The sequence below is a fragment of the Actinomadura vinacea genome, assembly GCF_039532545.1.
Taxonomy (GTDB): Bacteria; Actinomycetota; Actinomycetes; order Streptosporangiales; family Streptosporangiaceae; genus Spirillospora; species Spirillospora vinacea.
Genome location: NZ_BAAARW010000011.1, coordinates 525,450 through 550,115 on the forward strand (window position 1 = coordinate 525,450; position 24,666 = coordinate 550,115).

General features: G+C 72.4%; 22 protein-coding genes. 9 read left to right on the top strand and 13 right to left on the bottom strand.

Annotated features, from left to right (window positions below):
- Positions 1-169 precede the first annotated feature (169 nt).
- The 6 genes from ABD340_RS14140 to ABD340_RS14165 all read left to right on the top strand — a co-directional run bounded on the left by ABD340_RS14140 (position 170) and on the right by ABD340_RS14165 (position 4,251).
- Positions 170-1,270, top strand: a complete 1,101-nt coding sequence (locus tag ABD340_RS14140; RefSeq protein ID WP_344589381.1) for an LCP family protein — start codon at positions 170-172, stop codon at positions 1,268-1,270.
- 53 nt (positions 1,271-1,323) lie between these two features.
- Positions 1,324-1,626, top strand: a complete 303-nt coding sequence (locus tag ABD340_RS14145; RefSeq protein WP_344589382.1) for a hypothetical protein — start codon at positions 1,324-1,326, stop codon at positions 1,624-1,626.
- Positions 1,627-1,727: 101 nt separating this feature from the next.
- Positions 1,728-1,883 carry a hypothetical protein gene (locus tag ABD340_RS14150; protein ID WP_344589383.1) on the top strand — a complete coding sequence of 52 codons (156 nt, stop codon included), beginning with the start codon at positions 1,728-1,730 and terminating at the stop codon, positions 1,881-1,883.
- A 200-nt stretch (positions 1,884-2,083) separates the two neighbouring features.
- Positions 2,084-2,251: a hypothetical protein gene (locus tag ABD340_RS14155; protein ID WP_344589384.1), complete on the top strand. Its 168-nt coding sequence runs from the start codon at positions 2,084-2,086 to the stop codon at positions 2,249-2,251.
- 189 nt (positions 2,252-2,440) lie between these two features.
- Positions 2,441-2,932 carry a glutathione peroxidase gene (locus tag ABD340_RS14160; protein WP_344589385.1) on the top strand — a complete coding sequence of 164 codons (492 nt, stop codon included), beginning with the start codon at positions 2,441-2,443 and terminating at the stop codon, positions 2,930-2,932.
- Positions 2,933-3,327: 395 nt separating this feature from the next.
- Positions 3,328-4,251: an oxidoreductase gene (locus ABD340_RS14165; protein WP_344589386.1), complete on the top strand. Its 924-nt coding sequence runs from the start codon at positions 3,328-3,330 to the stop codon at positions 4,249-4,251.
- Here the strand turns inward: ABD340_RS14165 and ABD340_RS14170 are convergent.
- The 5 genes from ABD340_RS14170 to ABD340_RS14190 all read right to left on the bottom strand — a co-directional run bounded on the left by ABD340_RS14170 (position 4,236) and on the right by ABD340_RS14190 (position 10,723).
- Complete coding sequence (locus ABD340_RS14170; RefSeq protein ID WP_344589387.1) at positions 4,236-4,811, bottom strand: TetR/AcrR family transcriptional regulator; 576 nt, start codon at positions 4,809-4,811, stop codon at positions 4,236-4,238. The two genes, ABD340_RS14165 and ABD340_RS14170, sit on opposite strands and share 16 nt — an antisense overlap.
- An 18-nt stretch (positions 4,812-4,829) precedes the next feature.
- A complete protein-coding gene (locus tag ABD340_RS14175; protein ID WP_344589388.1) occupies positions 4,830-5,387 on the bottom strand; it encodes a methylated-DNA--[protein]-cysteine S-methyltransferase in 558 nt (185 codons plus the stop codon).
- 1 nt (position 5,388) lies between these two features.
- Complete coding sequence (locus ABD340_RS14180; protein WP_344589389.1) at positions 5,389-6,630, bottom strand: MFS transporter; 1,242 nt, start codon at positions 6,628-6,630, stop codon at positions 5,389-5,391.
- A gap of 83 nt (positions 6,631-6,713) precedes the next feature.
- Positions 6,714-9,368 carry a DUF6493 family protein gene (locus ABD340_RS14185; RefSeq protein WP_344589390.1) on the bottom strand — a complete coding sequence of 885 codons (2,655 nt, stop codon included), beginning with the start codon at positions 9,366-9,368 and terminating at the stop codon, positions 6,714-6,716.
- The gene (locus tag ABD340_RS14190) at positions 9,365-10,723 is read right to left on the bottom strand and encodes an SWIM zinc finger family protein (protein WP_344589391.1); all 1,359 of its coding nucleotides are present in this window, start codon (positions 10,721-10,723) and stop codon (positions 9,365-9,367) included. The genes ABD340_RS14185 and ABD340_RS14190 overlap by 4 nt, the downstream gene beginning before the upstream one ends.
- 106 nt (positions 10,724-10,829) lie before the next feature.
- Here ABD340_RS14190 and ABD340_RS14195 point away from each other — a divergent pair, with 106 nt between their 5' ends.
- The gene (locus ABD340_RS14195; protein WP_344589392.1) at positions 10,830-11,192 is read left to right on the top strand and encodes a hypothetical protein; all 363 of its coding nucleotides are present in this window, start codon (positions 10,830-10,832) and stop codon (positions 11,190-11,192) included.
- Between the two features lie 62 nt (positions 11,193-11,254).
- Entirely contained in the window at positions 11,255-11,611 is a 357-nt protein-coding gene (locus ABD340_RS14200) for a DUF3817 domain-containing protein (RefSeq protein ID WP_344589393.1), read from the top strand.
- A gap of 732 nt (positions 11,612-12,343) precedes the next feature.
- Here ABD340_RS14200 and ABD340_RS14205 read toward each other — a convergent pair.
- The 8 genes from ABD340_RS14205 to ABD340_RS14240 form a co-directional block, all read right to left on the bottom strand.
- Positions 12,344-12,733, bottom strand: a complete 390-nt coding sequence (locus ABD340_RS14205) for an MmcQ/YjbR family DNA-binding protein (protein ID WP_344589394.1) — start codon at positions 12,731-12,733, stop codon at positions 12,344-12,346.
- 185 nt (positions 12,734-12,918) lie between these two features.
- Positions 12,919-16,206 (bottom strand): S8 family peptidase, encoded by a 3,288-nt coding sequence (locus ABD340_RS14210; RefSeq protein WP_344589395.1) that lies wholly within the window; start codon positions 16,204-16,206, stop codon positions 12,919-12,921.
- Positions 16,207-16,346: 140 nt separating this feature from the next.
- Positions 16,347-17,129, bottom strand: coding sequence for an SDR family NAD(P)-dependent oxidoreductase (locus ABD340_RS14215; protein ID WP_344589396.1), 783 nt, complete (start codon positions 17,127-17,129; stop codon positions 16,347-16,349).
- Between the two features lie 305 nt (positions 17,130-17,434).
- Complete coding sequence (locus ABD340_RS14220; protein WP_344589397.1) at positions 17,435-18,709, bottom strand: tetratricopeptide repeat protein; 1,275 nt, start codon at positions 18,707-18,709, stop codon at positions 17,435-17,437.
- Between the two features lie 179 nt (positions 18,710-18,888).
- On the bottom strand, positions 18,889-19,689 hold the full coding sequence (locus ABD340_RS14225) for an aminoglycoside phosphotransferase/kinase family protein (RefSeq protein WP_344589398.1): 801 nt from the start codon (positions 19,687-19,689) through the stop codon (positions 18,889-18,891).
- A 274-nt stretch (positions 19,690-19,963) separates the two neighbouring features.
- The gene (locus tag ABD340_RS14230) at positions 19,964-20,464 is read right to left on the bottom strand and encodes a hypothetical protein (RefSeq protein ID WP_344589399.1); all 501 of its coding nucleotides are present in this window, start codon (positions 20,462-20,464) and stop codon (positions 19,964-19,966) included.
- 157 nt (positions 20,465-20,621) lie between these two features.
- On the bottom strand, positions 20,622-21,095 hold the full coding sequence (locus ABD340_RS14235; protein WP_344589400.1) for an NUDIX hydrolase: 474 nt from the start codon (positions 21,093-21,095) through the stop codon (positions 20,622-20,624).
- 137 nt (positions 21,096-21,232) lie between these two features.
- Positions 21,233-21,745, bottom strand: a complete 513-nt coding sequence (locus ABD340_RS14240) for a hypothetical protein (RefSeq protein WP_344589401.1) — start codon at positions 21,743-21,745, stop codon at positions 21,233-21,235.
- Between the two features lie 390 nt (positions 21,746-22,135).
- Between ABD340_RS14240 and lon the strand changes: the two genes are divergently transcribed.
- A complete protein-coding gene (gene lon / locus ABD340_RS14245; protein WP_344589402.1) occupies positions 22,136-24,529 on the top strand; it encodes an endopeptidase La in 2,394 nt (797 codons plus the stop codon).
- Positions 24,530-24,666 lie beyond the last annotated feature (137 nt).

Consider the following 24,666-nt stretch of genomic DNA (forward strand, 5'->3'; position numbering starts at 1 on the left):
ACCCACGGGCAGTGTGCACCGTCAGTAGGACGGGGTCAGCTTCATATGTCACAAGCCGTATTGATTTGGAGCAGTGGACAATCATGCGGCTGAGGGAGGCGTCCGGTGGTGGGAGTGCCCTAGGGTCTACGGCATGACCGACGCCTGGCCAGGAGGGGAGGAGCGCGGGATGGCACGCAACAGGCCCGCAGGGCCGGCCGAGTACGCGGACGAGCGCGATCCGTACGGTGGCGGCTATGGCGGAGACCAGTACGCCGGCTACGCGGCCACGCACCCGGCCGACCCGTACGGCGGACGGGACCTCTACGACGATATGCCGCGCCGCCGGAGGCGCTGGCCGCGCGTCTTCGCCGTGCTGCTGGTACTGGTCCTGGTCGCGAGCGTCGGCGGGTACTTCTACCTCGACTCGCGGCTCAAGCGCGAGCCGGTGCTCGACCAGGCCGGACGGATCGCCGACACGCCGGGGACCAACTGGCTGATCGTCGGGTCCGACAGCCGCGAGGGCCTGTCGGCCGCCGACCGCAAGCGGATGGCCACCGGCAAGGCCGAGGGCCGCCGCACCGACTCCATGATGCTGCTGCACTACGGCGCGGGCGGCACCTCGCTGGTCAGCCTGCCGCGCGACTCCTACGTGCCCATCCCCGGCCGCGGGAGCAACAAGCTCAACGCCGCGTTCGCCTTCGGCGGCCCCAAGCTGCTGGTGAAGACGGTCGAGCAGGCCACCCGCGTGCGGATCGACCACTACGCCGAGATCGGCTTCGGCGGGTTCGTCGGCGTTGTGGACTCCGTCGGCGGCGTCGAGATGTGCCTCAAGGAGCGGATGCGCGACCCCAAGGCCGGGCTGAACCTCCCGGCGGGCTGCCAGACCCTCGACGGCGCCCAGGCGCTCGGCTACGTCCGCACCCGCGCCTCGGCCCGCGCCGACCTCGACCGGGTCGAGCGCCAGCGGCAGTTCTTCGGCGCGCTCATGAAGAAGTCCACCAGCCCCGGCGTGATGTTCAACCCGGCCCGCGGCATCCCGCTGGCCCTCAACGCCACCAGCAACTTCCTCGTGGACGAGGACGACCACCTGTACGACCTGGTCCGCATGATGTGGGCGATGAAGGGCGTCAGCGGCGGCGACGGCATCACCACCGCGGTCCCGATCGGCGGCAACGGCTCCTCGCCGTCGGTGGGCGCCTACATCACCTGGGACAAGCGCAAGTCCGGAGCCCTGTTCGAGGCGCTGCGGAACGACCAGAAGATCCCGCAGGACGCCACCCAGAAGTAGCCCCGGCGGCGCCGGGGGCGATTAGAGTCCGGCCGCGCGGTTAGAGTCGGTTCATGTCCGATGTGACCCCCGACGCCGCCGCGCGGCTGGAGAACCTGTCGTCCAAGGAACTGCACGGCCTGGCGCTGGCCCGCGCCCGCGAGCGCCGTGACGTCGGCTTCCTGTGGGAACTGCTGCGCGCCATCCCGGCCGCGGCCGCTTCACTCGGCAACCTCGACCGGGCCAAGTTCGACCTCCTGCACGGCCTGTCGCTCCTGGAGGAGTTCACGCACGCGGGCGAGGGCGAGATGGCCGACGCGCTCCGGCCGCTCTACATCGGCTACCTCGCCCAGGCCGACGCGCCCCCGGAACCCTGAGCACACTGAGCGGCCGGCGTTCTTTACCCACTCTTGATCTCCGTTCCGGGTAGACGGGGAACTACTCTCTGTAGGCAAGTGGACTCGGAGAGTAGGGGAACGTGAACAAGAAGCACGTGAAGCTGGCCGCGATCGCCTTCGCGGTGTGGTACGTGATCAGCCGGCCCGAGGGTGCCGCCAGCCTGGTGAACAGCACGCTGGGCGGGCTCGGCGGCGCCGCCGAGTCCATGTCGCAGTTCGTGAGCGCCATTCCCTGACGCGCGGTCCACCGGCCCCGTACCCTGCGTGGGTGCGGGGCTGCTCTGCGTGAGGGGCGCGAAACACCGGTCCCATCGCGCGGGGGGATCGACCGCTGGCCCCGCCGTCACAGTAAAATATCGCTTTGCGGGCAGAAGTAGCTGGGCACAATTGAATCGGGTCAGTGTGTCGGCTGCGCAACTAAGGGACGGCGTTTGGCATGAACAAGAAGAACCTCCAGCGTGTTGGCATCGTCTTCTTGATCTTCTACCTGCTCAGCTCACCAGGGGAGGCGGCCGACATGGTCAACAACGCCTTCTCGCAGCTCGGCACGGCGGGGAACCAGCTTGCCGCGTTCGTGAACGGCGTGGACCTCGGCGGCGGGTGAGCGCGCTCTGTCTCTAAGTCCCGGCCTACGGGGCTCGCCTGGCGGCTCGCCCCTGACCGGGCCTCGGCGAGCGCGACATCGCTTCGCGATCTGGCCGGTGAGGCTCGCCTCCGGCGTCGCCCCACCGGCCAGGTAGCGCGCTCGCGCGGTACCTGAGGCCACTTCAAGGCAGGCCCTAGGATCAGGCGCATGTCTGTCTACGATGTGGAGATCGCGGGTCTGCGCGGCGGGTCCGCCGACCTCGCGCAGTACCGGGGCACGACCGTACTGATCGTCAACGTCGCCTCCAAATGCGGCCTGACGCCCCAGTACAGCGGCCTCGAACGGCTGCAGGAACGCTACGCCGAGCAGGGCTTCACCGTCCTCGGCGTCCCGTGCAACCAGTTCATGGGACAGGAACCGGGCACCCCCGAGGAGATCGCCGAGTTCTGCTCCACCACCTACGGCGTCACCTTCCCCCTCACCGAGAAGATCGAGGTCAACGGCGAGGGCCGGCACCCCCTCTACGACGCCCTGGTCGGCACCCCCGACGCCGAAGGGCACACCGGCGACATCCGCTGGAATTTCGAGAAGTTCCTCGTCGCCCCCGACGGCACGGTCGCCGCCAGATTCTCCCCCAAGAGCGACCCCGAGTCCGCAGAGATCACCACCGCCATCGAGGAACGTCTACCCGCGAAGTAAGTAGCTGTGTCTGCCCGGGGGGCCACCCCCCGGACCCCCAGGCGGTGCGTGCGGCCCCTCCGGTCGCTAGCGCTCCCTACGGGTCCACCCACCCCGGTGGGGGCCAGCCCCCCACGCCCCCCGGCAGGGGCTCCGCCCCCACACCCCCGAAAAACTTCCCGGGCGGTATTGGTTCAAGGCCCATTGAAGAGTTGGATGAAGTCTGGTGCTGAAGGGCTCGGGGGTGCAGGGGGCGTCCCCCTGCCGGGGGGTGCGGGGGGCGGAGTCCCCTGCCAAGGGGCGGGTACCCCCGGAGCGAGCGCCAGCGAGCGAAGGGGGTGGGCGCCCCTTGCGTGGGGGTCTGGGGGGGTCGCCCCCCAGATAGACAGAGACCCCAGAAGATAGGGAGGCTTGGTATGGGGCGGTGGTCGGCGGCGGATATTCCGGATCTGGGCGGGCGGCGGGCGGTCGTTACCGGGGCCAACAGCGGGATCGGGTTCCACACCGCGCTGGAGCTGGCCCGGCACGGGGCCGAGGTGGTGCTTGCGTGCCGTAGTGCCGAGCGCGGGCAGGCGGCCTTCGATCGGATCAAGGCGGCGGTGCTGGACGCGAGGCTGGAACTGGCCGCGCTCGACCTGGCCGACCTGGCTTCGGTGCGGGAGTTCGCCGGCCGTGAGCGGGACCGGCCGCTCGACGTGCTGGTCAACAACGCCGGGGTCATGGCATTGCCCAGGCGGACCACCGCCGACGGGTTCGAGATGCAGTTCGGCACCAACCATCTCGGGCACTTCGCGCTCACCGGGCTGCTGCTGCCCGCGCTGCGCGCCGCCGACTCACCGCGCGTGGTCACCGTGACCAGCGGGTTCGCCTGGGTGGGCCGGATCCGCTTCGACGATCTGCAGGGCGAGCGCCGCTACGAGAAGTGGACGGCGTACGCGCAGTCCAAGTTCGCCAACCTGGTCTTCACCGCGGAGCTGGGACGGCGGGTCCCGGAGGTCGCGAGCCTGGCGGCCCATCCCGGGTACGCCTCCACCAATCTGCAGGAGACCGGTCCGCGGATGGCGGGCAGCAAGGTCATGGAACGCGTCACCAGGGCGGGCAACGTGATCGTCGGGCAGCCGGCCGCCGCGGGGGCACTGCCGACCCTGTACGCGGCGACCGCGCCCGGCGCCGCGGCGGGCGCCTGTTACGGGCCGCGGCTGCTGCAGTACCGGGGTGCCCCGACCGAGGTGCTCACGCGGTCGAAGGCCAAGGACGCGGAGCTGGGCGCCCGGCTCTGGGAGGTGTCCGAGTCGCTGACCGGAGTCCGCTACGAGGTTTCCGGTCAGGCCAGGCCGTAGACGGCCTGCGCGACGGCGGCGTCCACGATCGCGGCCGGGGCGCCGGCGCGGCGCTGCGCCAGCTTGGCGGCCGCGTCGACGATCCCCTGCACGAGTTCGGCCCGCAGCTCCGGTTCGGGCACTCCGTCTGCGGCCAGCGCGACGACCAGGGGCCGCAGCAGCTGCGCGTGGCCGTCGCGGATCCGCTCCCGCGCGGGCTCGGCCAGCGCGTGCTCGACCAGCGCCACGGCCGCGGCGTGCCGCCCGTCGGTCATCACCTCGAGCTGGGTGCGGACGTACGACTCGATCTTGGTGGGGAGGTCGTCCGAGGCGTTCAGGGAGCCCTCGACCAGGGACGCCCAGCGTGGCAGCTCCTCCTCGACGATCGCGGCGACCAGGTCGTCCCGGGAGCGGAAGTACTCGTACAGGCCGGGGCGGGAAAGCCCTACCCGGCGGGCCAGCGCGGACAGTGACAGCGCCTCGATGCCCTCCTCGGCGACCAGCGCGCGAGCGGCGTCCAGCAGGGTGCGCAGCTGGCGCGCCCGATGCTCGGCGACCGTGGGCTCGCTGATTCTGGGCACCGGTTCATTCTACGTTCGTCAGGGGCCGACGCCCGGGTCCCAGTCGAGAGTGGCCGGAAGTGACCCTTCGAGGGTGAGCAGCCAGCGCTTCACCTCGACGCCCGAGCCGCCGCTGTAGCCGCCGAGGCCGTTGGACGCGACGACCCGGTGGCACGGGACGATGACCGGTATCGGGTTGCCGCCCATGACCTGCCCGATGGCCTGTGCCGGGACGCCGGCGCCGCTGCGCTCGCCCAGCTCGCCGTAGGTGACGACCTTGCCGTAGGGCACCGACTCGTACAGCGTCGCCAGCACCTGCCGCTGGAGCGGCGAGGTGAGGTGCCAGTCGACGGGCAGGGTGAAGGCGTGCGGCTCGCCGGTGAAGTAGGCCGCCAGCTGTTCGAGCGCGGTGGCCGTCCGGGCGGGGTCGTCGACCACCGGCAGCCCGGCGCGGGTGGCCGCGCGGGCGCGGGTGCCGGGGGAGTCGCGGAAGGACAGCCAGGCGACGCCGGCCTCGGTCGCGCCGACCGCCAGCCGTCCGAGGGCGGTGTCGACCGCGCCGAACGCCAGCGTCCTGGTCTGGGTCTGGGTTGTCATGTCAGCCTCGCTTGGTAAGGACGAGCGCCACCGTCATGGGGAACACCAGTGCCATCGCGACGGTTGCGAGAGCACCGTACGACAGGGTGGTGACGATCGCGCCGGCGGCCAGCCCGCCGACGGCCGCGCCGCCGTTCATCAGCAGGTCCGACAGGCCCTGGACGGCGGGCCGCCGCTCGGCCGGGACCGAATCGGTCAGCAGTGCCGAGCCGCCCACGAGCCCGAACGACCAGCCTAGTCCCAGCAGGACGAGCGCGATCGCCAGCCGGGTGACATGGTGCGGGGCCGACACCGCGGCCAGTGCCGCCGCGGCGGCGAGGAGGGCCATCCCGCCGAGCAGGACCGGGATCCGCCCGAACCGGTCGGCCAGCCAGCCGGGCAGCGGGGACAGCGCGTACATGCCCGCGATGTGCAGGCTGATCACGACACCGACCACGGTGAGGCCGGCATTCCCGTGGTCGAGGTGGACCGGGGTCATCACCATGATCGAGACCATCACGGTGTGGCTGACCACGATCGCGGCGACGGCGAGGCGGGCGAGCGGGACGGTGCGCAGCACGTCCCAGCCGCCGCCGGGGCGCGTGGGGCCCGCTTTCCCCGGCCGGTCCGCGGCGTGCAGCGGGTCGGGGCGCAGCAGTGCCGCGAGTCCGGCCAAGGTCAGGCCGAACGCGATCGCCGCCAGCGCGTAGGGGCCCGCCCAGGCGGCCAGTCCCAGTTCGCGGCCGATCCGGTCGGCGGGGTCGGCCAGGTTGGGGCCCGCGACCGAGCCGATGGTGGTGGCCCAGACGACGATCGACAGGTCGCGGGCGGTGCGGCCGGGGGCGGACAGGTCGGTGGCCGCGTACCGGGCGGCCAGCCCGCCCGCGGTGGCGCCGCCCGCCAGGAACAGCCCGGCCATCAGCAGCGGCCAGCTGCCGAGCGCGGTGGCGGTCGTGGCGATCACCGCGCCGGCGGTGGCGGCGCCGTAGCCGATCGCCAGCGCGGCGCGGCGGCCGCGCCGGGCGGCGGCCCGCGCCATCGGGACGGCCAGCACCCCGGCGCCCGCGACCGCGCTGGTCTGCGCCAGCCCGCCGATCGCCTCCGACCCCGACAGGGTCGAGGCGGCCAGGGTGCTGATCGCGACACCGGTGGCGACGCCGATGCCGCCGAGCACCTGGGACGCGGTGAGCACGGCCAGGATCCGGCGCTGCGCGGGGTGCGGGTCGGAGGGGGCCCGTTTCGCGGTGGTGTCCGGCGCCGTCATAGAGCCCCCTGGTTCAGCAGTGAATGTCGTGATTATTCATGAAAGGCCCGATCACTATACGGCAAGGGGGTATCATTGCGCGATCACCCGCGGGTGAGCAGATCGCGGAGCCGGACGGCCTCCTTGACCGTCCGGCTGGAGCCGCCGCGCCCGGCGGCCGCCGCCAGCTCGTCCGGCACCCGGCCCCGCGCCCCGGCCACCTCGGCCGTCCGGACGCCCAGCGCCAGCAGATCGGCCATGCCCGGCACCGGCTTGTCCGCGTGGGCGGCGAGGGCCGCCGGGAGGGCGGCCTCGACCGCCGTCCACACCGCGGCCTGCGCTCCGCCCGCGGCGGCCTCGCCGAGCGCGGCGACCACCCGGTTCAGCTTGATCGCCCGGTGCCCGGCCAGCGTCCCCGCGGCCGTGCCCACCTCGGCGGCGGGCAGCCGGCCGCGCGCCGCCATGTGCAGCAGCGCGTCGACGGCCCCGGCCCGCTCCCGCACGGGCTCGACGCCCAGGCCGTAGGCGAGCGCGGCCCCCGTCGCGACGCCGGTCGGCCCGTCGGACTCCGCCAGGCCCAGCAGCGCCGCCCCCTGCTCGGAAGGGAACTCCAGCGCCGGCGCCAGCCGCGGCAGCATGTGCGCCGCCACGAGCTCGGTGTGGGACGGCGCCATGGCGGGCCACCAGCGGACGGGGCTGAAGAAGTGGCCGAGCGAGAAGTACTTCTCCGGAGTCCGCCGCCAGAACGGGTTGTCGCCGGGATGGTGGGAGAGCGGGGCGAGGTCGTCCGGGACGTCGCCGCTCGGCCGCACGAGGCCCATGAGAGCGGCCGGAGGCAGGCCCGGGTCCTCGGGGAGCCGGGCCACGGCGAGTTCGACGACCGGGTCGGGGAGGCCGCCGGCCTCCAGCCACGACACCAGTGCCTTCCCCGCCGGAGACCCCAGCCGTCGCGCGCGGCCGGACAGGGCGGCGTCGCGGGGGAGCCGCAGCAGGGCCTGGGCGAGGTCGAGGGGGCCGGGCTCCAGCCCTGCCGCCTCGAGCCGTTCCACGCGGGCGACCAGCTCCTCCGGGTCCAGATGGCCGTTGGTCGACGTGGAGGTCGCCAGCAAGAGCGGCGTCCGCCCGACCATCGCGGCGATCTCACGCATCCGCCGGATCAGCAACAGGCCCATCGGGGGGTCGTACGGCCTGGGCGTCCGGTGGCCGTCGAAACGCAGCGGGCTCGTGGGCTCCGGCCGCCACTTCGGCACCAGGAACGAGCGGGCCACCAGTACCGGCCAGGCGTGCGGCGAGTACACGAACCGGTCGAAGTCGTCCGCCATGTACCAGGCCGTCCGGCCGTCCTGGAGGATGCCTTTCAGGGCGGTTCGGGCGGCCTCCGCGTCGCGATGGGCCAGATCGACGATCCCGGCCGTGAACCGTTCGACATCGGTCCAGGACGGTTCGGCGCGCAGCAGGGCGGCGATCTCCTCGGCCAGCTCCGCGGCCGACCCGATCGGCCCGGGGAACGCTGCGGGCGGTGGCATCAGGGGGAGCGCGGCCGGCTCGGCGGCCGGGGCCTCGACCTCGCCGAAGACCGCCGCGATCCGCTCGCGAAGATCATGCGGCAGCGCCGCGGCGGCGTCCCGCACCTCCCGCCGGACCCGCTCGCCCGCCTCGGCTCCGTGCTTGACGGCGATGCCGACGGCGCGTTCCCGGACGGCGGCCGCCTCGTGACCGAACGCGACCGCCAGCGCGGAGAGGACCGAGTCCACCCGGGCCCCATCGCCACCGCGCCCGGCGCTCTCGGCAAGCCAGGGCAGCGCGGCCCGCACCAGCTTCCGCTCCGGACGAAACATCAGCGCCGCCGCGGCCTCGGCGTACGCGGCACCGTCCAGGCCCCCGGCGTCGTCGACCCGGCGCACCTCGCGCAGCGCGATCTCGGCGACCGGGACGGGCGCCGTGGGCAGCAGCCGCAGGTAGTCGCGGAGCCGGGCGGTCGCCTCGCCGAGATCGGGTGCCAGCCGGTCGTGCAGGGCGGCGTACCACCGCAGATCGCCCTGGGCGCCACCGCGCAGGAACCGGCGGAGGCAGCCGTCCAGCAGCGCCTCGCGTCCCAGCTCGCCGCGCTCGACCCGTGCGATCAGGGCGTCCCTCCAGTGCCGGCCTTCGGCGAACCTGACGATCTCCCGGCCGATGGCCTCCACCTCGAAGATCCGCTGGATCAGGGCGTCGGTGAACGGGTGGTCCGCCAGGTCGGCCGGGCTCGTCCAGCGCACAAAGCCCACCGCGAACGCGTCGTCCGCGGGCGGGGGCGCCCCGGCGGAGCGGAGCAGGAGCGCACAGGTCCACCAGGCGGCCTCGTCCCCGCCCCAGCCCATCTGGTCGGTGACGCGCAGCCGCCCGGCGAGGCGCCGCCCCACCTCGGCCCGCCACCCGGCCGGGCGATCCCCGGTCGCCTGGACGACCAGCGCCACGTGGCCGCGCACGTCGAAGCCGAAGGCGTCTCTCGGCCGCAGATCCGCACGGCCCAGCCACTGCGCGGCCGCCGCCGGGCCCGAGACGCAGCCCGCACCGGCCACCAGCAGCGCCGACTTGGTCGCCGAGGCGCGCCACATCCACGACTGGTCGGCCTCCCGGAGATCACTCAGCAGGCCGGGCAGCTCCTGGGCGGCCCGGCGCCGCTCCTCGTCCGCGAGACCCGCCACCAGCTCCGCGACGAGCCGGGCATCGCCCGCCTTGATCGCCTTATGCAGCGCGTCCACCCTGGGCATGGTCATCGGACGGCCTCCCCGCGCACGATCCGGGCGGCGAGCACGTGTTTGCACGGGCCCCGGCCGCCGCGGTGATCCGTCCACCAGCGGCAGGTGCAGGACGCGCCGTCGCCGCCGAACCGGACGCGGTACGAGCCGCCGTCCGTCTCGACCGCCGCCGCGTCCTGCGCGTCCAGCGTGACCCGGCCCTGCTCGGCGAGTGCGCGGGCGTCGCGCAGGCGCGGGTTCATCGCGGTCACTCGCTCGGGGTCGTACGGCAGCTCGCGATGGAAGAAGCCCGCCTCCGCCGTGTCGTAGCCGACCCGTCCCGCCGTGCCCAGCTGGGTCAGCGCGGCGCGCGCCCGGCCGGGGTCGATGCCCGCCCGCTCGGCCAGCAGATCCGGCTCGACCCGCGGCTCGAACGACAGCAGCGCCCCCAGCAGCTCGGCATCGTCGGCGGCCTCGTCGGTGGCGAGCGCGTCCAGCACGGCGCCCTCGCCGGAGAACCCGCGGTGCGTCTCGGGGGACAGCGCCAGCACGTACCGCATGCCGGGCAGCTCCAGCTCCCACACCGAGGCCACCGGCCCGCTCCGTGCGGTCACCGCCGGGCCGTACGCGCGCAGGGCGCGGGCGAAGCGCAGCAGCGGCAGCATCGTCCGGAGCCGCCCCGGGCCGGCCAGGCACACCGCACCGGGCCCCGGACGCGAGGTGATCCGCAGGCCCCGCCCGGCGGGCACCGCCCAGAGCACGCCCGCCTGCCCGGTCCGCAGCCCGCGCAGGAACCGGACCGCCTCCGGGCCGGGCAGCTCGGCGCGCGGATCGAAACCCGAGGTGATCACCTGGACCTCGGCGAAGCCGCGCAGCCAGCGCTCCGGGAGCGGCACCTTCTTCTCCACCACCGCGCCGTCCAGCGTGGTGACCGCGAGCTCGTCGGCGCCGACCGCCAGGTGCAGCGGATCGTCCCCGCCCACCCGGGCCAGCGCCTCCCGCAGCGGGCCGTTGACGTCGACGTTGGTGGTGCCGCGCTCGTGCACCTCCCCGTCCAGCGCGGGCTGCAGGACGTCCAGCCGCGCGTACACGCCGCAGCACGCCGAGAACGACTCCATCCGCAACCGGTCGCCGTTGCAGGTCACCACGGGATCGCGGAACGAGGTGGGCCGCGGCTGGTGGTAGCGGGTCTGCGCCACGTCCGCCACGGCCAGCAGGGCCGCCGCGGCCGGCGCGGCGCGGGTCAGCAGCCCGCTGAAGAAGCGCGGATGCTCCCGGGGTCCGGCGGCGGTCGTGCCGCCGGAGGTGGACAGGCCGAGGAGATCCCCGGCCAGTTCCGAAGGACGCGAATACGTGTAGCCCTGGGCCGGGCCCGTGACCGTGCTGCTCGCCATGCCGTGAACCTAGGACCCGGCGCCGACAGTTCGGGGCGAAAGCGGCGAACCTCGGCGGACCGGGGTCGGGCGCGGGTCCGCGGGGACCGGCGGTAGTCTCGGTGGTGTGCGAAGGTTCCTCACCCCGGGCTGGCTCGGGCTGCATGCGCTGGCGATCACCCTGTTCGTCGCCTTCCTCGGCTTCGGGTGGTGGCAGTTCGACCGCGCGCAGTCGGGCAACGACCGCAGCTGGGCCTACACCTTCGAATGGCCGATCTTCGCGATCTTCGTGATCGTGATGTGGATCAAGATGATGCGGGACGAGCTCGGCGACGATCCGGCCGGCAAGGCGCCCAAGGTCATCGAGGAGCCCGCCGAGGCCGAGGTCAAGCGGATCATCATCCGGCAGCAGGAGGAAGAGGACCCGCAGCTGGCGGCCTACAACCGCTATCTCGCCCGGCTCAACTCCGAGACCCACCGGCGCGACTGAACCGCCGGGCGCCGGAGTCCCGGCCCCATCCTGCTCTCCCATACTGCTCAGAGAGGTGATCTGTGGAAGCGGCCATCAACCGGTACCGCGTCATGGCCATCGTCGTCGGCGTGATGCTGCTGCTGGTGGTCTTCGTGGGCATGCCGGTCCGCTACATCGGCGGCAACGGCACCCCATCGGCGATCATCTCCCCGATCCACGGTGCGCTCTACATCGTCTACCTGGGCGTCGCCTTCGACCTGTTCCGCAAGGCGGCCTGGCCGCTGAAGCAGATGGTGCTGATGGTGTCGGCGGGGCTGATCCCGTTCCTCGCGTTCTTCATCGAGCGCCGCATCGTCGCCGACGCCCGCGCCGAACTGGCCTCCCGCCAGAAGCGGCCCTCCGGCGCCACGGACGGCGCCGCCTCGCACCGGGCCTGAGAGCCGTCCCGGGGCGTCCGACAGCGCCGCAATGCCGCGGCCCGTGGGGTGGGGCACCACCACGGGCCGGGCATTGTGCAGCGGTCCTGCTGCTGGGGCGGCCTGGGACGGGGGTCGGGTCTGGTCCGGGCCGCCCGGTCTTCCTCACGGCTCACAGGGTGTCTGCGTTCGTCGCTCACCTCGCTTTCTCGGGCACGGGTCGGGAGCAGGGGAAGGCCGGGCCGGCGGCACGGCTCGACGATGCCGCCGGCCCGGCGAGGTGGATCCCGCTGCCGCGGGGGCGTACGGCACCGGGTCCCGTGGGCCACGGCCGCGAAGTGGCGGGCGCCGGGCCGAGACGGCCGAGAACCCGAGGTGTGTCCGAGCACGCCGCGGTCGCCGCCGGCACCAAGGCGAAAGGGGGGCGGTGCCGACGGCGACGCGACGGGCCCGGAACGTCCTCGGCCGTCCGGACCGGCCATCGAGAGGGATGCCGGGGTCGGCGGCCGGGCTCCGCTCTGCCGTCCGCCGCATCCGACCCTCCCCTGGCCCGCGGGTTCGGGACCCGGGGCCTTTGCCGGCCCTGGAGATTTCCCTCACCCTGTGTCACGATCTCGTTGCGTTAAGTACCCATGCTTCATGTCGGCGTAAACCCAGGTCAACGAAGAAAAGCCTGAGGTAAAGACCGGACGCCCGAGACATGGCGGAACGCGTGGATCCAGGCCGCATATCGCGCCGCGGCCTCGTCCGGGCTCAGGAGTGCTCGGCGTCGTAGGCGGCGAGGGCGCGCTTGCTCGCGAGCATGCGCCAGGCCTGCTCCAGCAGAGCGCCGATCTCCGCCCAGTCGGGCTCGACGTCGTACAGCTCCACGCCCACCCATTTTCTGACGTAGGCCGGGGTGAAGTAGCGCTGGGGGTCGGCGGCGAGCAGCGTCTCCAGCTCGCCGGGCGGCGCCTTCACGCACAGCGCGAGCCGCCCGTCGCCGTGATGGTCGACCAGCAGCCACGCGAGCCGCCGCCGTCCCAGCATGAAGGAGACGTGCCCGAACGATTCCTCGCCGGTCACACCGGGCAGCCCGGCGACCAGCTCCTCCAGCCGCTCGCGCAGCCGCTCGACGTCCGCGTCCGTCCATCCGCCGGCCATGGCCACCAGCCTAGACAGGGCGGGCCGTGGCCTGGGCGAAGTGGCCCCCAGGTACCACGCGAGCGCGCTACCTGGCCGGTGAGGCGATGCCGGAGGCGAGCTTCACCGGCCAGTTCGCGAAGCGATGTCGCGCTCGCCAAGGCCCGATTAGGGGCGAGCCGCCAGGCGAGCGCCGTAGGCAGATGTCAGCGGACTCGGTAGGCGCGGATGATGCGCTGGTCGATACCGCTTCCCCCGTCGTCGGACGCCGCGACGCGCAGCGACACGCTCCCGGAGGCGGGCAGCGCGGCGGCATAACGGCCGCCGCCCAGCGAACGGGCGTTGACCGCGGTCCACGTCGCGCCGTCGTCGGCGGACGTCCACAGCTTGAACGACGTCACCCGCGACGACCCGGCGTACCGGTCGACGGTGAAGACCGCCTCCTTGCCCGCCGGCTGGTTACCCAGATCCAGCGGCAGGTCGTAGTCGACGAGCAGCAGCGGCAGCAGCTCCGACGCGTGGCCCGCCGGGGCCTGGGAGGTGAACGTCCAGGCCGTGGACGTCCGGGTCGACACCGGCAGCATCTTCGACGCGTCCACGTCGTACTCCAGCCGGTACCGCGCCTTCCCGGCCGGGACGTCGAAGCGGCCGAACGACGAGGCGTTCTCCCCGACCTTGCGGTCATCGGCGTAGAGGGCGAGCCGCTGCGCCGGCGCCTCCTCGAAGAATCCGCAGTCGAACCCGTCGACCCGGGCCTGGAACGGCACCAGCTTCGCCTGCAGCGATCCGCGCGTCCGGGTGGACTGCACGGGCTCGCAATCGCTCAGCGAGGAGTTCGGGTTGCGCGAGTACGGCCCCGGCCGGACCGGCTGCCGCCCCCACGTGAAGGCCTCCCGCCCCCCGGCCTCGACCCTGCGGAACGGCAACTGCTCGGCCATGTATTCGACCATGCCGGGTGAGGAGACCTCGGTCCACAGCGCACCGGGCGACAGGTAGTCGGTCCGCGTGGTGCCGGGCTTCACCTGACCGCCTGCATCGAGCAGGTAGAGACCGCTCTCATGGTGGCTCTTGCGCCGGTGGGACATTTGCCGGGCGGTGTCCCCGTCGACCGCGGCGAACCGCTGGTCCACGCGGGCCAGCCTGTTCCGTTCGGCGGGCGTCACGGTGTACGTCGGGTCCTCGGGGAACCGGTCACCGAACTCGCGCACCAGGTCGTACACCTCGCCGGGGGCGGACAGCCGGACCCCGGAATACGCCTTGGAAGTACCGGTGGTGACGTTCTCGGTGGGCTGCACGTACACCTTTGCGTCCGGGGTCCCGGCGAAGGCCTCGTAAAGGATGAAGCCCTGCCGTATCTGGTAGGAGTACGCGGCGTTGACCGTCTCGGTCGTGGTCTGCCGGTCCTGGACGCGCGCATCGACCTGCCGCGCCCGGCCGGCGTCCAGCGTCACCGTCATGTCGCGGTCCACCACGACGTCGGGGTCGCCCGCGATGGCGACCGTGCCGTCGGCGTAGACGTTCCCCATCACGCTGTAGCGGCCCTCCGGCACCTGGATCGTCGTGGTCCCCGGAACCTCGATCTGGGTCAGCAGCTCCGCTATGTCATCGGTGTTGATCACGTCGGCGTCCGCGGTGAACGCCTCGGCGCCCGGCGGCGGGGTCGACTTGACCGTCAGCGTGTGCGTGCGGGGTGCGGCGTGGAACGTCAGCTGGGTCCGCACGACCGTGCCCCCGCCGCGGGCCAGCACCTCGACGCCGTAGCCGCCGCGCCGCGGGAGCTTCGCCGGGTCGATCCGCAGGCCCGCCTTGGCGGTGCCGCCGGCGGGTACCTGCGCGGACGAGGCGTCCAGCCGCGCTGCGCCGGACGCGTCGCGGCCCTGCCGGTCGGTGACCCGCACCGACAGGTCCAGCCGCGTGCCCGTCCGCCCGGTCCAGCTCACCTCGCCGGCGAGCGGCTCAGTGCTCCCGAACGCGGTGCTGCCCAGGTCGATGATGCTCTGCCCGGCGGTGACGGGTGCGGTGGCGGCGGCGCCCGCGTCCAGCCGGCCGGCGCCGCGTTCGAAGACGTCGCCGCCCGCCGCGGGGGCGGCCGCGCCGGTCAGCGCGGCTTTGAGATCGGCGGACTTCCAGCTCGGATGCCGCTGCGCGACCAGCGCGGCGGCCCCGGCCACGTGCGGGGTGGCCATCGAGGTGCCGCTGGCCGCCGTGTAGCGGGAGTCGATCGGACGGCCCATCGACGTGCCTGCGGCGCGGGCGGCGACCACGTCCACCCCCGGCGCCACGATCTCCGGCTTGGCGACGGGATGCCCGCCGCTTCGCGGACCCCGGTTGGAGAAGTCCGCGAGCCTGTCCTGGCCGTCCACCGCGCCGACCGTGAGCGCGGAACCCGCGGCGGCCGGAGCGGGGACCCCGGCGAGCATCCCATCGTTGCCCGAGGCCGTCACGAACAGCGTGCCGTGCTGCTCGGTGAGCCGGTCGAGGGCGGTGGACAGCGGGTCCTTCCCGTCGGAGGGATCAAAGCCGCCCAGGCTCATGTTGACCACCCTGGCGCGGGGCGCGGCCCACTCCATGCCGGCGATGACCATCGAGTCGGTGCCGAAGCCCTCGTCGTCGAGGACCTTGCCGACCAGCAGCGACGCATCGGGCGCCACGCCCTTTCGTTCACCGCCGGAGCCCTGCCCGGTTCCGGCGACCGTGGCGGCCACGTGCGTGCCGTGGCCGAACCGGTCGACGGTGGACCCGGTGTCCGAGAAGTCCTGGCTCTCGGCGATCCGGCCCTTCAAATCGGGGTGCTCCGGGTCGGCCCCGGTGTCGAGGACCGCGACCTTGACGCCCGCACCGGTGTAGCCCGCGTTCCACGCGGACGGCGCGCCGACCTGGGTGAGATTGCGGTCCAGCGTCGCGGCCTTGGCGGCGGTGATGGCGCTCGCCCGGATCCGGCGGTCCAGCCAGACCCTGCGGACGCCCGGAGACCGCTGCTTCAGCGCCGCGCCGAAGCGGTGCGCCTGGCGTTTGGGCTGCCGGGCCGCCACGGCGCCGAGGCTGGGAAGCCGGCGCCCCTCCCGCAGGGTGCCGCCCAGCGTCGAGGGAGCGCCCGGCTCCCGCTGCACGATCAGCGGCACCTCTTTGGTCCGAGAGTCGTCGTACCCCTGCTTGATCAGCCCGGTGACGTCGAACAGCGCGGGATCCAGCATCTTCCCGATCCGCGGGGCCATGTCGGCGGGGATGACCCGGATGCTTCCGTCGGGCCGGACGGAGGTGCCGAAAGCCGTGCTCCGGCGCCCCTCACCGGGCGTGACGGACACCGTGGGGACCTTGCCGGCGTTCGTGCGGACCCGGACCACGTCACCGGTGACGAGTGTGACGGTCCACGACTTCCCGGCCGGCAGCGGCGCCGCCGAACGACCGGGGGGATCGGCGCCGGCCGGGGGTGCCACGCCGAGAGCGGCGGTGGCCATTAAGCCGGCAGCCGCCAGACGGAGGGTTCTTCTCAAAGGAGCTCCTTCTCCAAGAGGACATCTCCCTCTTGATCACCCGATCCCCCTCCGCGCTTTCCCTCCCCTGCGCTCGCTCGCCGTCCGAGGCCCGTGGCAGCACTACACGCGTTCCCCATGCGATCGTGTGCGCGGTCGGGTCACAGTGCGTGCCCGCCGGCGACCTGCAGGACCTGGCCGGTGATCCAGCGGGCTTGGTGGGAGGCCAGGTACACCACGGCGTCGGCGATGTCGCCGGGCTCGCCGGCTCGGCCCATCGGCACGATCTCCGTGACCTGGGCGAGGAGGTCCTCGTCCATCCAGCCGGTCTGTACCGGGCCCGGGGCGACGGCGTTCACCCGGATGCCCCGGGCCGCTAGGTCCAGGGCGCTGGACCGGGTGAACGCCTCGAGCGCGCCCTTGGAGGTCCCGTAGCCGGTCTGGCCGGGAAACGCCCGTGCGGCGTCGGTGGAGATGTTGACGACGCACAGCGGGTCCTCGCCGCGGCGCAGGCGGACCACTTCGGTGGTCAGCAGCGCCGGTGCGATGGCGTTGACCCGGTAGTGCCGTTCCAGCGACCCATGGGTGAGGGTGTCGATGCTGTCGGGGAGCTCGCAGTGGGCCGCGTTGTTGACCAGGACGTTGATCGGCCCGGCCCGGTGCGCGACCGTTTCGGCGAGCCGGTGGGCGGCGTCGGGTTCGGACAGGTCCGCGCTGATCGCGAAGGATCCGTTGCCCAGTTCCCGCGCCAGCTTCTCGGCGACGTCGGCCTCGGGCGTGATGTGCGCCCATTCGGCATCGGCGGGCGCGGCGGGGTTCTGGGCGAGGTGGTGGATCGCCACGCGTGCGCCCTGAGCGGCGAACGCGCGGCTGATCGCCGCGCCGATGCCTCCGGCGCCTCCGGTGACCAGGACGTTCTGCCCGGCCAGGCGGGGATCGATCATGTCTGCTCTCCTTGGATGCTCGGCGTCGATCGGACGAATGCGGCCGGCCGGCGTCCGGGCGGAGAGCGAGCAGCGGTGAGCATCAGGATCCTGATCTGCCGGGACGCTTCCCCGCCGGGCGGAGGCCTCGGACGCGGGGACGGGCAAGATCAGGAATGCATGTGCCGATGCTACATGACCGCACCGGCCGGCTTTGGTCTCACCCCTGGGCGATCACCGGACACTGCCCACGTCGATGTTGGCCGGCACGGGGAGGCCGGCCAGGGCCGGCTGGGTGCCGACGATCTGCTCCAGCATCGGGCGGGTCATTCCGCCGGCGTTCTGGAACCGTCCGATCGCCGGCCCCCGGATCCCCGCGGTGTCGGGGTGCCCGCCGGGCCGAGCCGCTCGGCGATCCGGGTGCGGGTCCGTTCCGCTTCGGCCAGGTCGTCGCCGAGTTCCCCCGCGCCCTGCCCGGGAAGTGCCCGGTAGATCGAGATGGCCTCGTCCGCCGCGTCCAGCGAGGCATCGAGGTCGATCCCGTGGGCGGCGCCGATCGAGGCGGCCGACCACAGGGAACGTGCCAGGTCGGAAAGGTGCCGGGCCGTCCCGGACTCGGCCAGGCGCCGCCGGATGTCGACCGCTTCCCGGGCCGACCGCAACGCCTCCTGCTCCTGCCCGAGCTCCGACAGCCGCCTGCCGAGATTGTGGAGAGCGAGCGCGAGAAGCGGCAGATGGACGTCGGGATCCTTCGAATACAGGTCTCGCAGAATGCCCACCGACTCTGCGGCGGCGTCCACCGCCCCGCCCCGGTCCCCGTCCTCCGCCAGGCGGAGCCCGAGATCGTTGAGGGCGACGGCGAGATCAGTGCGGAACGGGATCGTGAAGGGCGCCCGCCGGTAGATGTCGATCGCCTCCCGGGTGGCCCGCACCGCGGCGGCCGTGTCACCGGCCCGCGACAGGCGCACCCCGAGATTGGCCAGGCTCATGGCAAGGCCGGGGAGGTGGGTCAGCGGTTGTGTCTCGGCCAGCCGCCGCCGGATGTCGACCGCCTCCCGGGAGGCCGCGAGCGCTTCGTCGTCCCTGGCACCCAGGGCGTTCAGCATGACGGCCAGTTCGGGGAGATGTGCGGCGGGATCCTGGTCCGCCAGCCGCCGCCGGATGCCGATCGCCTCACGGATGGTCTCGAAACCGGCGCGGTCGTCCCCGGCGTCCACCAGACGGGTACCGAACCTGTTCAGAGTGGACGCCAGGGCGGGGAGGTGGGCCGCGGAATCCTCCTCGGCCAGGCTCCGCAGGATGGCCACCGCTTCGCGGGCGGGCTCCAGCGCGGCCCGTTCGTTCCCGGTCTTCGACAACCGGAGCCCCAGGTTGGACAGGGCAATGGCCAGGGCGGGCCGGAATGCGGCGGGATCCTCCTCGGCAAGGCGCCGATAGATACCGGCCGCCTCACGGGTCGGTTCGAGCGCCCCGCTTTCGTCCCTGACCACCGACAGTGCGACGCCCAGCTCGTTCAGGGCGGCACCCAGACCGGGAAGTGCCCGGGCGTCCAGCTGGGCCGCCCGCCGCCACTCCTCGACCCGCTGACGCGCGCTCAGCACGGCCAGGTCGGCCGGCGACCGCGGGAGTGGCGGACTGACATCGGGAGGAGCCGTCTGGATCGGACCCGAACCACGCCGACGAAAGAATCTCAGGACCACCACACCCCACCCGAACGGCCACGCGGCACACACCCGCATTCCACCACGAGTCATCGAAGGGGTGGGACGCCGCGGTCGCCTCAGGTACTGATGGCCCGTTGGAGGAGCGGGCGATGGCGGAGCATCCATGCCGCGGACCGCGCCTGCCAGGCCAGCGCCCACAGTGGAGCGGTGTCGGTCGATTCCGGGGTGACCCGCGCCTTGACGGCGGCGCCGGCGCAGTCGCGGATGGCGTATTCGATCATTCTGGTGACGAAGTCGCGGCGGTCCTCGACGGCCAGGCCGTAGCCGTCCAGGAAACGCCTGAGCTGCCCCGCGCGGGAGGCAGCGTCGGGCAGGTTCTGGCGTTCGGCGACGTCGTCGTCGTGCAGTTGTGCGTTCCACCATGCGGCGCCCGCGATGTCGTCGAGGCGATCGGTCGGTCCGGCGCTGGTCCAGTCGATGTAGGCGACCGGCAGGCCGTCGCGTGCGACGGTGTGCCAGGGGCCGGTGTCGCGATGGCTGATGATCGCATCGGGTGCGTCGCTGTGGAACGGCCACGGCTGCCAGACCGCTTCGGGCGGCGGCCGGAAGGTGGCGGTGGCGTCGTGCAGGTCGCGCAGCAGCCGGCCGGCGCGCCAGACCCCTTCGTCGGTCCAAGCGTGCGGGTGCACGAAGCCGCCCTCGATGTAGGTGACGACTTCGCGACCCTGGTCGTCGCAGCCGTCCCCGACGACACGGGGACTGCCGGTGAAGCCGACCTCTTGCAGGTGGTTGAGCAGGGCTTGGACGCTGGCCGTCCAGGGCATGGCCGGGCGCAGCACGGTGTCGCCGTGGCGAAGGACGGGAGTGGGCTGACCTTCGGCGCCGGTGAGCGGCTCGAAGGAAGCGTACGAAGACACTGAAGCTCCTTGAGATTCGAAGCCGTGAAGCGCACAGGCTTCACGTGGGCAAGAGCGCAGGGGCTTCCCTGCGCCGGGATCGCTTCGACCTCAGGAATGCAGGCGCGAGATGGAACGTCGGCCCGTCAGGCCGTGGCGCGCGCTGCGGCCGAAGCGGTGGCCGGGGCCTTGCCGAGAACCTTGGCAGCCATTGATCAACCTCCCGAGTCGGGTTGACAGCGCCATCCGCACGTTGTCACGGCGTGAGTCGATCCGCAACACGATTTCGGCGGACTCAGGGGCTTCCGGAGCTGACGGGCCGGCCCAGTTCGAAGCGCAGGATGGTCTTCAGGTCGGCCGTGCGGTTGTGGATGTCGATGCCGCCCGCCGCGTCGAAGTCGAAGTAGGCGTGGAGGGTGGCGGTGATGTGGCCCGGGGCGGCTTGGCCGAACTCGATGCGGGTGACATCGACTGGGCAGTGGGCGGCGACGAGATAGATCGAGCCGTCGATGTAGCCGTCCTCTGGGTTGACCGGGAAGGTGAAGGTGCGCCGGCTCAGCGTGGCCAGTTCGGCGGCCGGCAGTTTGATGAAGTCGAGTGAGATATCCGTCGTGACGAGTTCGGGCCCGCCGGTGCCGGGACGGAAGGTGGCGGGCTCGTATTCGTCGTCCGCGGAGAAGGGCTCGAGCGGGATCGTGATGGTCCAGGTGCCGGCGACCGGATGGTCAAGGCCGGCCGGCCAGTGGCAGATGGTTCCTGGTCTGGGCTGAAGGAACTCGTCGGTCAGGTCGATCACGAGGGAAGCATGCCAAAGGCATCTGACAGCAGCCCGGCAGGCGTCGAGCAGGACCTCTTGGCCGGCCCATCGCTTCGGGGTGGGCTCGGTGAGCTCCAGTTGGAAGATGTGACGGTGTTGGATCTCGAATCGGTAGGGGCTGATGTCGTAGGTGACCTCAGTGCTGGATCAAGCCGCCGACCGGGACCGGAGCGACGTGGCCGGTGGCCGGGAGGGTCTGCGCCAGGGCGATGCCGACGTCGACCAGCGATGACCGGCGCAGGCGAGCGACCTCGGGGATCGGAGTCCAGGTCGGCTCAGCGGTTTCGCCGTTCGGCTCAGGCCGGAGTCGGCCGCCAGTGATGCGGACCTGGTAGAAGATGCCGACATTCTGGTGCTCGGGTCCGCCGGGGATGGCGCGCTCAGCCGCGGGGATGACCCTTGAGTCCACGCCCAGCAGGCGTTCGGCCACCGCGTCGCAGCCGGTCTCCTCAGCGACCTCCCGAATCACCGCGTCGAACGGATCCTCCGCGTGCTCGACCCTGCCGCCCGGGAGCGTCCAGTTGGACTCGCCCTTGGATGGCACGTGACGGGCGAGCAGCACGCGCCCGTCCTCGATGCACACGGCGTACGCCGCCAGCCGGAAACTCACCCTCGTACCTCCCCATCCCCCGGAACCGGAGATCTGTCGCAACGTCCAAGACCCGCTCATAGGCTGATCTCGTGTCATCGGACTTCAGGCGGCCGAAGTCCGTCGCCACGCCTACGTGCGCACGCGGGCCGCGCTGTTCATGAGACTCCCGCCATTTCAAGCAGGCGGCACATGTCGTGGAAACCGTGGACGCAGGCGCTGAGGACGTCGGGGTAGCGGCCTGTAGTCTCGGCGAAGCGCAAGAGGAAGTACGGGTCGACCGTATCGGGGAAATCGGTGTGGGCCTCGACGATCAAGCCGGTTTCGAGGTTCTCGAAACAGCAGTGCTCGCCGTGCTCAAACGCCCACCAGACCTCCTCGTCGAGCGTGCCCTGGTTGAACTGCTTGATGAGAGTGTGTGCCAGGCCACGGAAGTCAGCGAGAAGGGTTTCCAGCTCGGGGCGCGTGCGTCGCGCATCTTCCGCGCTGACCAACTGTAGCGCTGTGATCGTCGCGGGCCCAGGAACGATCACATGAACGTCCTCCCCGACGAGCCGCTGATTGAGTTTCCTCGCGATGGCTGACGCTTTCCCCTCGGGCACATCAAAACGGGCTCCGCGGCCGCGAGTGACTGCCCGGCGGACGGTCTCGGAGGATGGCTCTTGAGGCACGCGTGGATTCTAATAGTCGCGCGCTCCAGCCAAAACTCGTATCCGACTCTGGTCCCGGTGCCACCAGCGGCTGTGGCCGTGGATACGCACCAGCCGACCATGTCGGCGCTGGGCGCTCAGCAGGTCGGAAAGGCCACTGAGGTGCGGCAAGGCAGGGCCCCCGCTCGTGGGTGTCGTCCAGGCCGGCCTCGGCGGCCAGGCGGCGGTGAGCCCGGGCAGCTCACTTCGTCGCGTCGCGCCGGGCCGGGTTCGCCCGGACGGGACAGGGTGCGCGGTGATCGCTGAGAGCGAACGTTGCTGCGGAAACAAAATCGTGCTCCGTTTTCTTGAGTGAGTATGACTCAACCCCCCGAGGTGGGGTCACACCGCTACAGACTTGGAGCTGAGAGCATGAGCGAGACCCTGACGCTGCCGGTCCTGCCCCTGGACGACGGGGCCGTTCTGCCGGGCATGGTCGTGCCCCTCGAGCTGTCGGAGAACGAGGTGCGCGCCGCCATCGAGGCGGCCCGGGCGGCGGCCCAGACCAAGGGCCCGGGGATCAGGTCGGCCGTCAAGCCGCGGGTGCTGCTGGTGCCCAGGCTCAACGGGCAGTACGCGGCGGTCGGCACGCTGGGCGTCGTGGAGCAGGAGGGGCGGCTGCCCGGTGGCGAGCCGGGCGCGGTCGTGCGCGGCGTGGAGCGGGTGCGGATCGGCACCGGCACCACCGGGCCGGGCGCGGCGCTGTGGGTGGAGGGCACCCGGATCGAGGTCCCGCCGGCCACCGGCCGCGCCCAGGAGCTGGCCAAGGAGTACAAGGGCCTGGTCAGCGCGATCCTGCAGAAGCGCGGCGCCTGGCAGGTCGTGGACGTGGTGCAGGCCATCGACGACCCGTCCGCGCTGGCCGACAACGCCGGGTACGCCCCGTACCTGACCGACGAGCAGAAGATCGAGCTGCTGGAGACCCCCGACACGGTCGAGCGGCTCACCCTGGTGGTCGGCTGGGCCCGCGACCACCTGGCCGAGCTGGACGTGGCGGAGACGATCCGCAAGGACGTCCAGGAGGGCATGGAGAAGACCCAGCGCGAGTTCCTGCTGCGGCAGCAGCAGGAGGCCATCCGCAAGGAGCTGGCCGAGCTGAACGGCGACCCGGCCGACGAGGAGGACGACTACCGCGCCCGGATCGAGGCGGCGAACCTGCCCGAGAAGGTGCGGGAGGCGGCGCTCAAGGAGGTCGACAAGCTGGAGCGCTCGTCCGACGCCTCCCCGGAGGGCGGCTGGATCCGCACCTGGCTGGACACCGTCCTGGACATCCCGTGGAACGAGCGCACCGAGGACGCCTACGACATCGCGGGCGCCCGGGAGATCCTGGACGCCGACCACGCGGGCCTGGACGACGTCAAGGAGCGCATCATCGAGTACCTGGCCGTGCGCAAGCGCCGCGCGGACCGGGGTTTGGGCGTCGTCGGCGGGCGGCGCAGCGGCGCCGTGCTGGCGTTGACCGGGCCGCCCGGGGTCGGCAAGACCTCGCTGGGCGAGTCGGTCGCGCGGGCGATGGGCCGCACGTTCGTCCGGGTCGCGCTCGGCGGCGTCCGGGACGAGGCGGAGATCCGCGGCCACCGGCGCACCTACGTCGGCGCGCTGCCGGGACGCATCGTCCGGGCGATCCGCGAGGCGGGCTCGATGAACCCGGTCGTGCTGCTGGACGAGGTCGACAAGGTCGGCGCCGACTACCGGGGCGACCCGACCGCGGCGCTGCTGGAGGTCCTGGACCCCGAGCAGAACCACACCTTCCGGGACCACTACCTGGAGGTCGAGCTCGACCTGAGCGACGTGCTGTTCCTGGCCACCGCGAACGTGGTGGAGGCGATCCCCGGCCCGCTGCTGGACCGGATGGAGCTGGTGCAGCTGGACGGCTACACCGAGGACGAGAAGGTCACCATCGCCCGCGACCACCTGCTGCCGCGGCAGCTGGAGAAGGCGGGGCTGGAGGCCGCGGAGGTGGACTTCGGCGACGACGCGCTGCGGCTGCTGGCGGCGGAGTACACCCGGGAGGCGGGGGTGCGGTCGCTGGACCGCTCGATCGCCCGGGTGCTGCGCAAGGTCGCCGCGAACGTGGCGCTGGAAAAGGCGGAACTGCCCGTCGCGGTCGGTGCCGCGGAGCTGAAGGACTACCTGGGACGGCCCCGGTTCACGCCGGAGGTCGAGCTGAGCAGGTCGGAGCGGCGGACCGGCGTGCCGGGCGTGGCGACCGGGCTGGCGGTCACCGGCGCGGGCGGCGACGTCCTCTACATCGAGGCGTCGCTGGCGGACAAGGAGACCGGCGACACCGGGGTGACGCTCACCGGCCAGCTCGGCGACGTCATGAAGGAGTCGGCCCGGATCGCGCTCAGCTACCTGCGCTCGCGCGGGGCGGAGCTGGAGCTGCCGGTCGGCGACCTGAAGGACCGCGGCGTGCACGTCCACGTGCCCGCCGGCGCGATCCCCAAGGACGGCCCGAGCGCGGGCATCACGATGACGGCGGCGCTGGCCTCGCTGCTGTCGGGCCGGCCGGTCCGTTCGGACGTGGCGATGACCGGTGAGGTCTCGCTGACCGGGCGGGTGCTGCCGATCGGCGGGCTGAAGCAGAAGCTGCTGGCGGCGAGCAGGCTGGGCATCACGACCGCGATCGTGCCCAAGCGCAACGAGCCGGACCTGGAGGACGTCCCGGCCGAGGTGCTGGAGAACATGACGGTCTTCGCGGTCAGCGACGTCCGGGAGGTTCTGGAGCTGGCCCTGGAGCCTGCCACCACCGCGGTCGCGGTGTGACCGGGTGAGACGCCCGTGCTGTGGTGCAGCACGGGCGTTTCGCCCTTTTTAGTGGATTCTTAGCGGCGTGCGGAATGCTCTGCGCACAGGGTGGTCCGTGAAGTGTCCCTTCGGGGGCGGGCATGATGTGGGTCCTG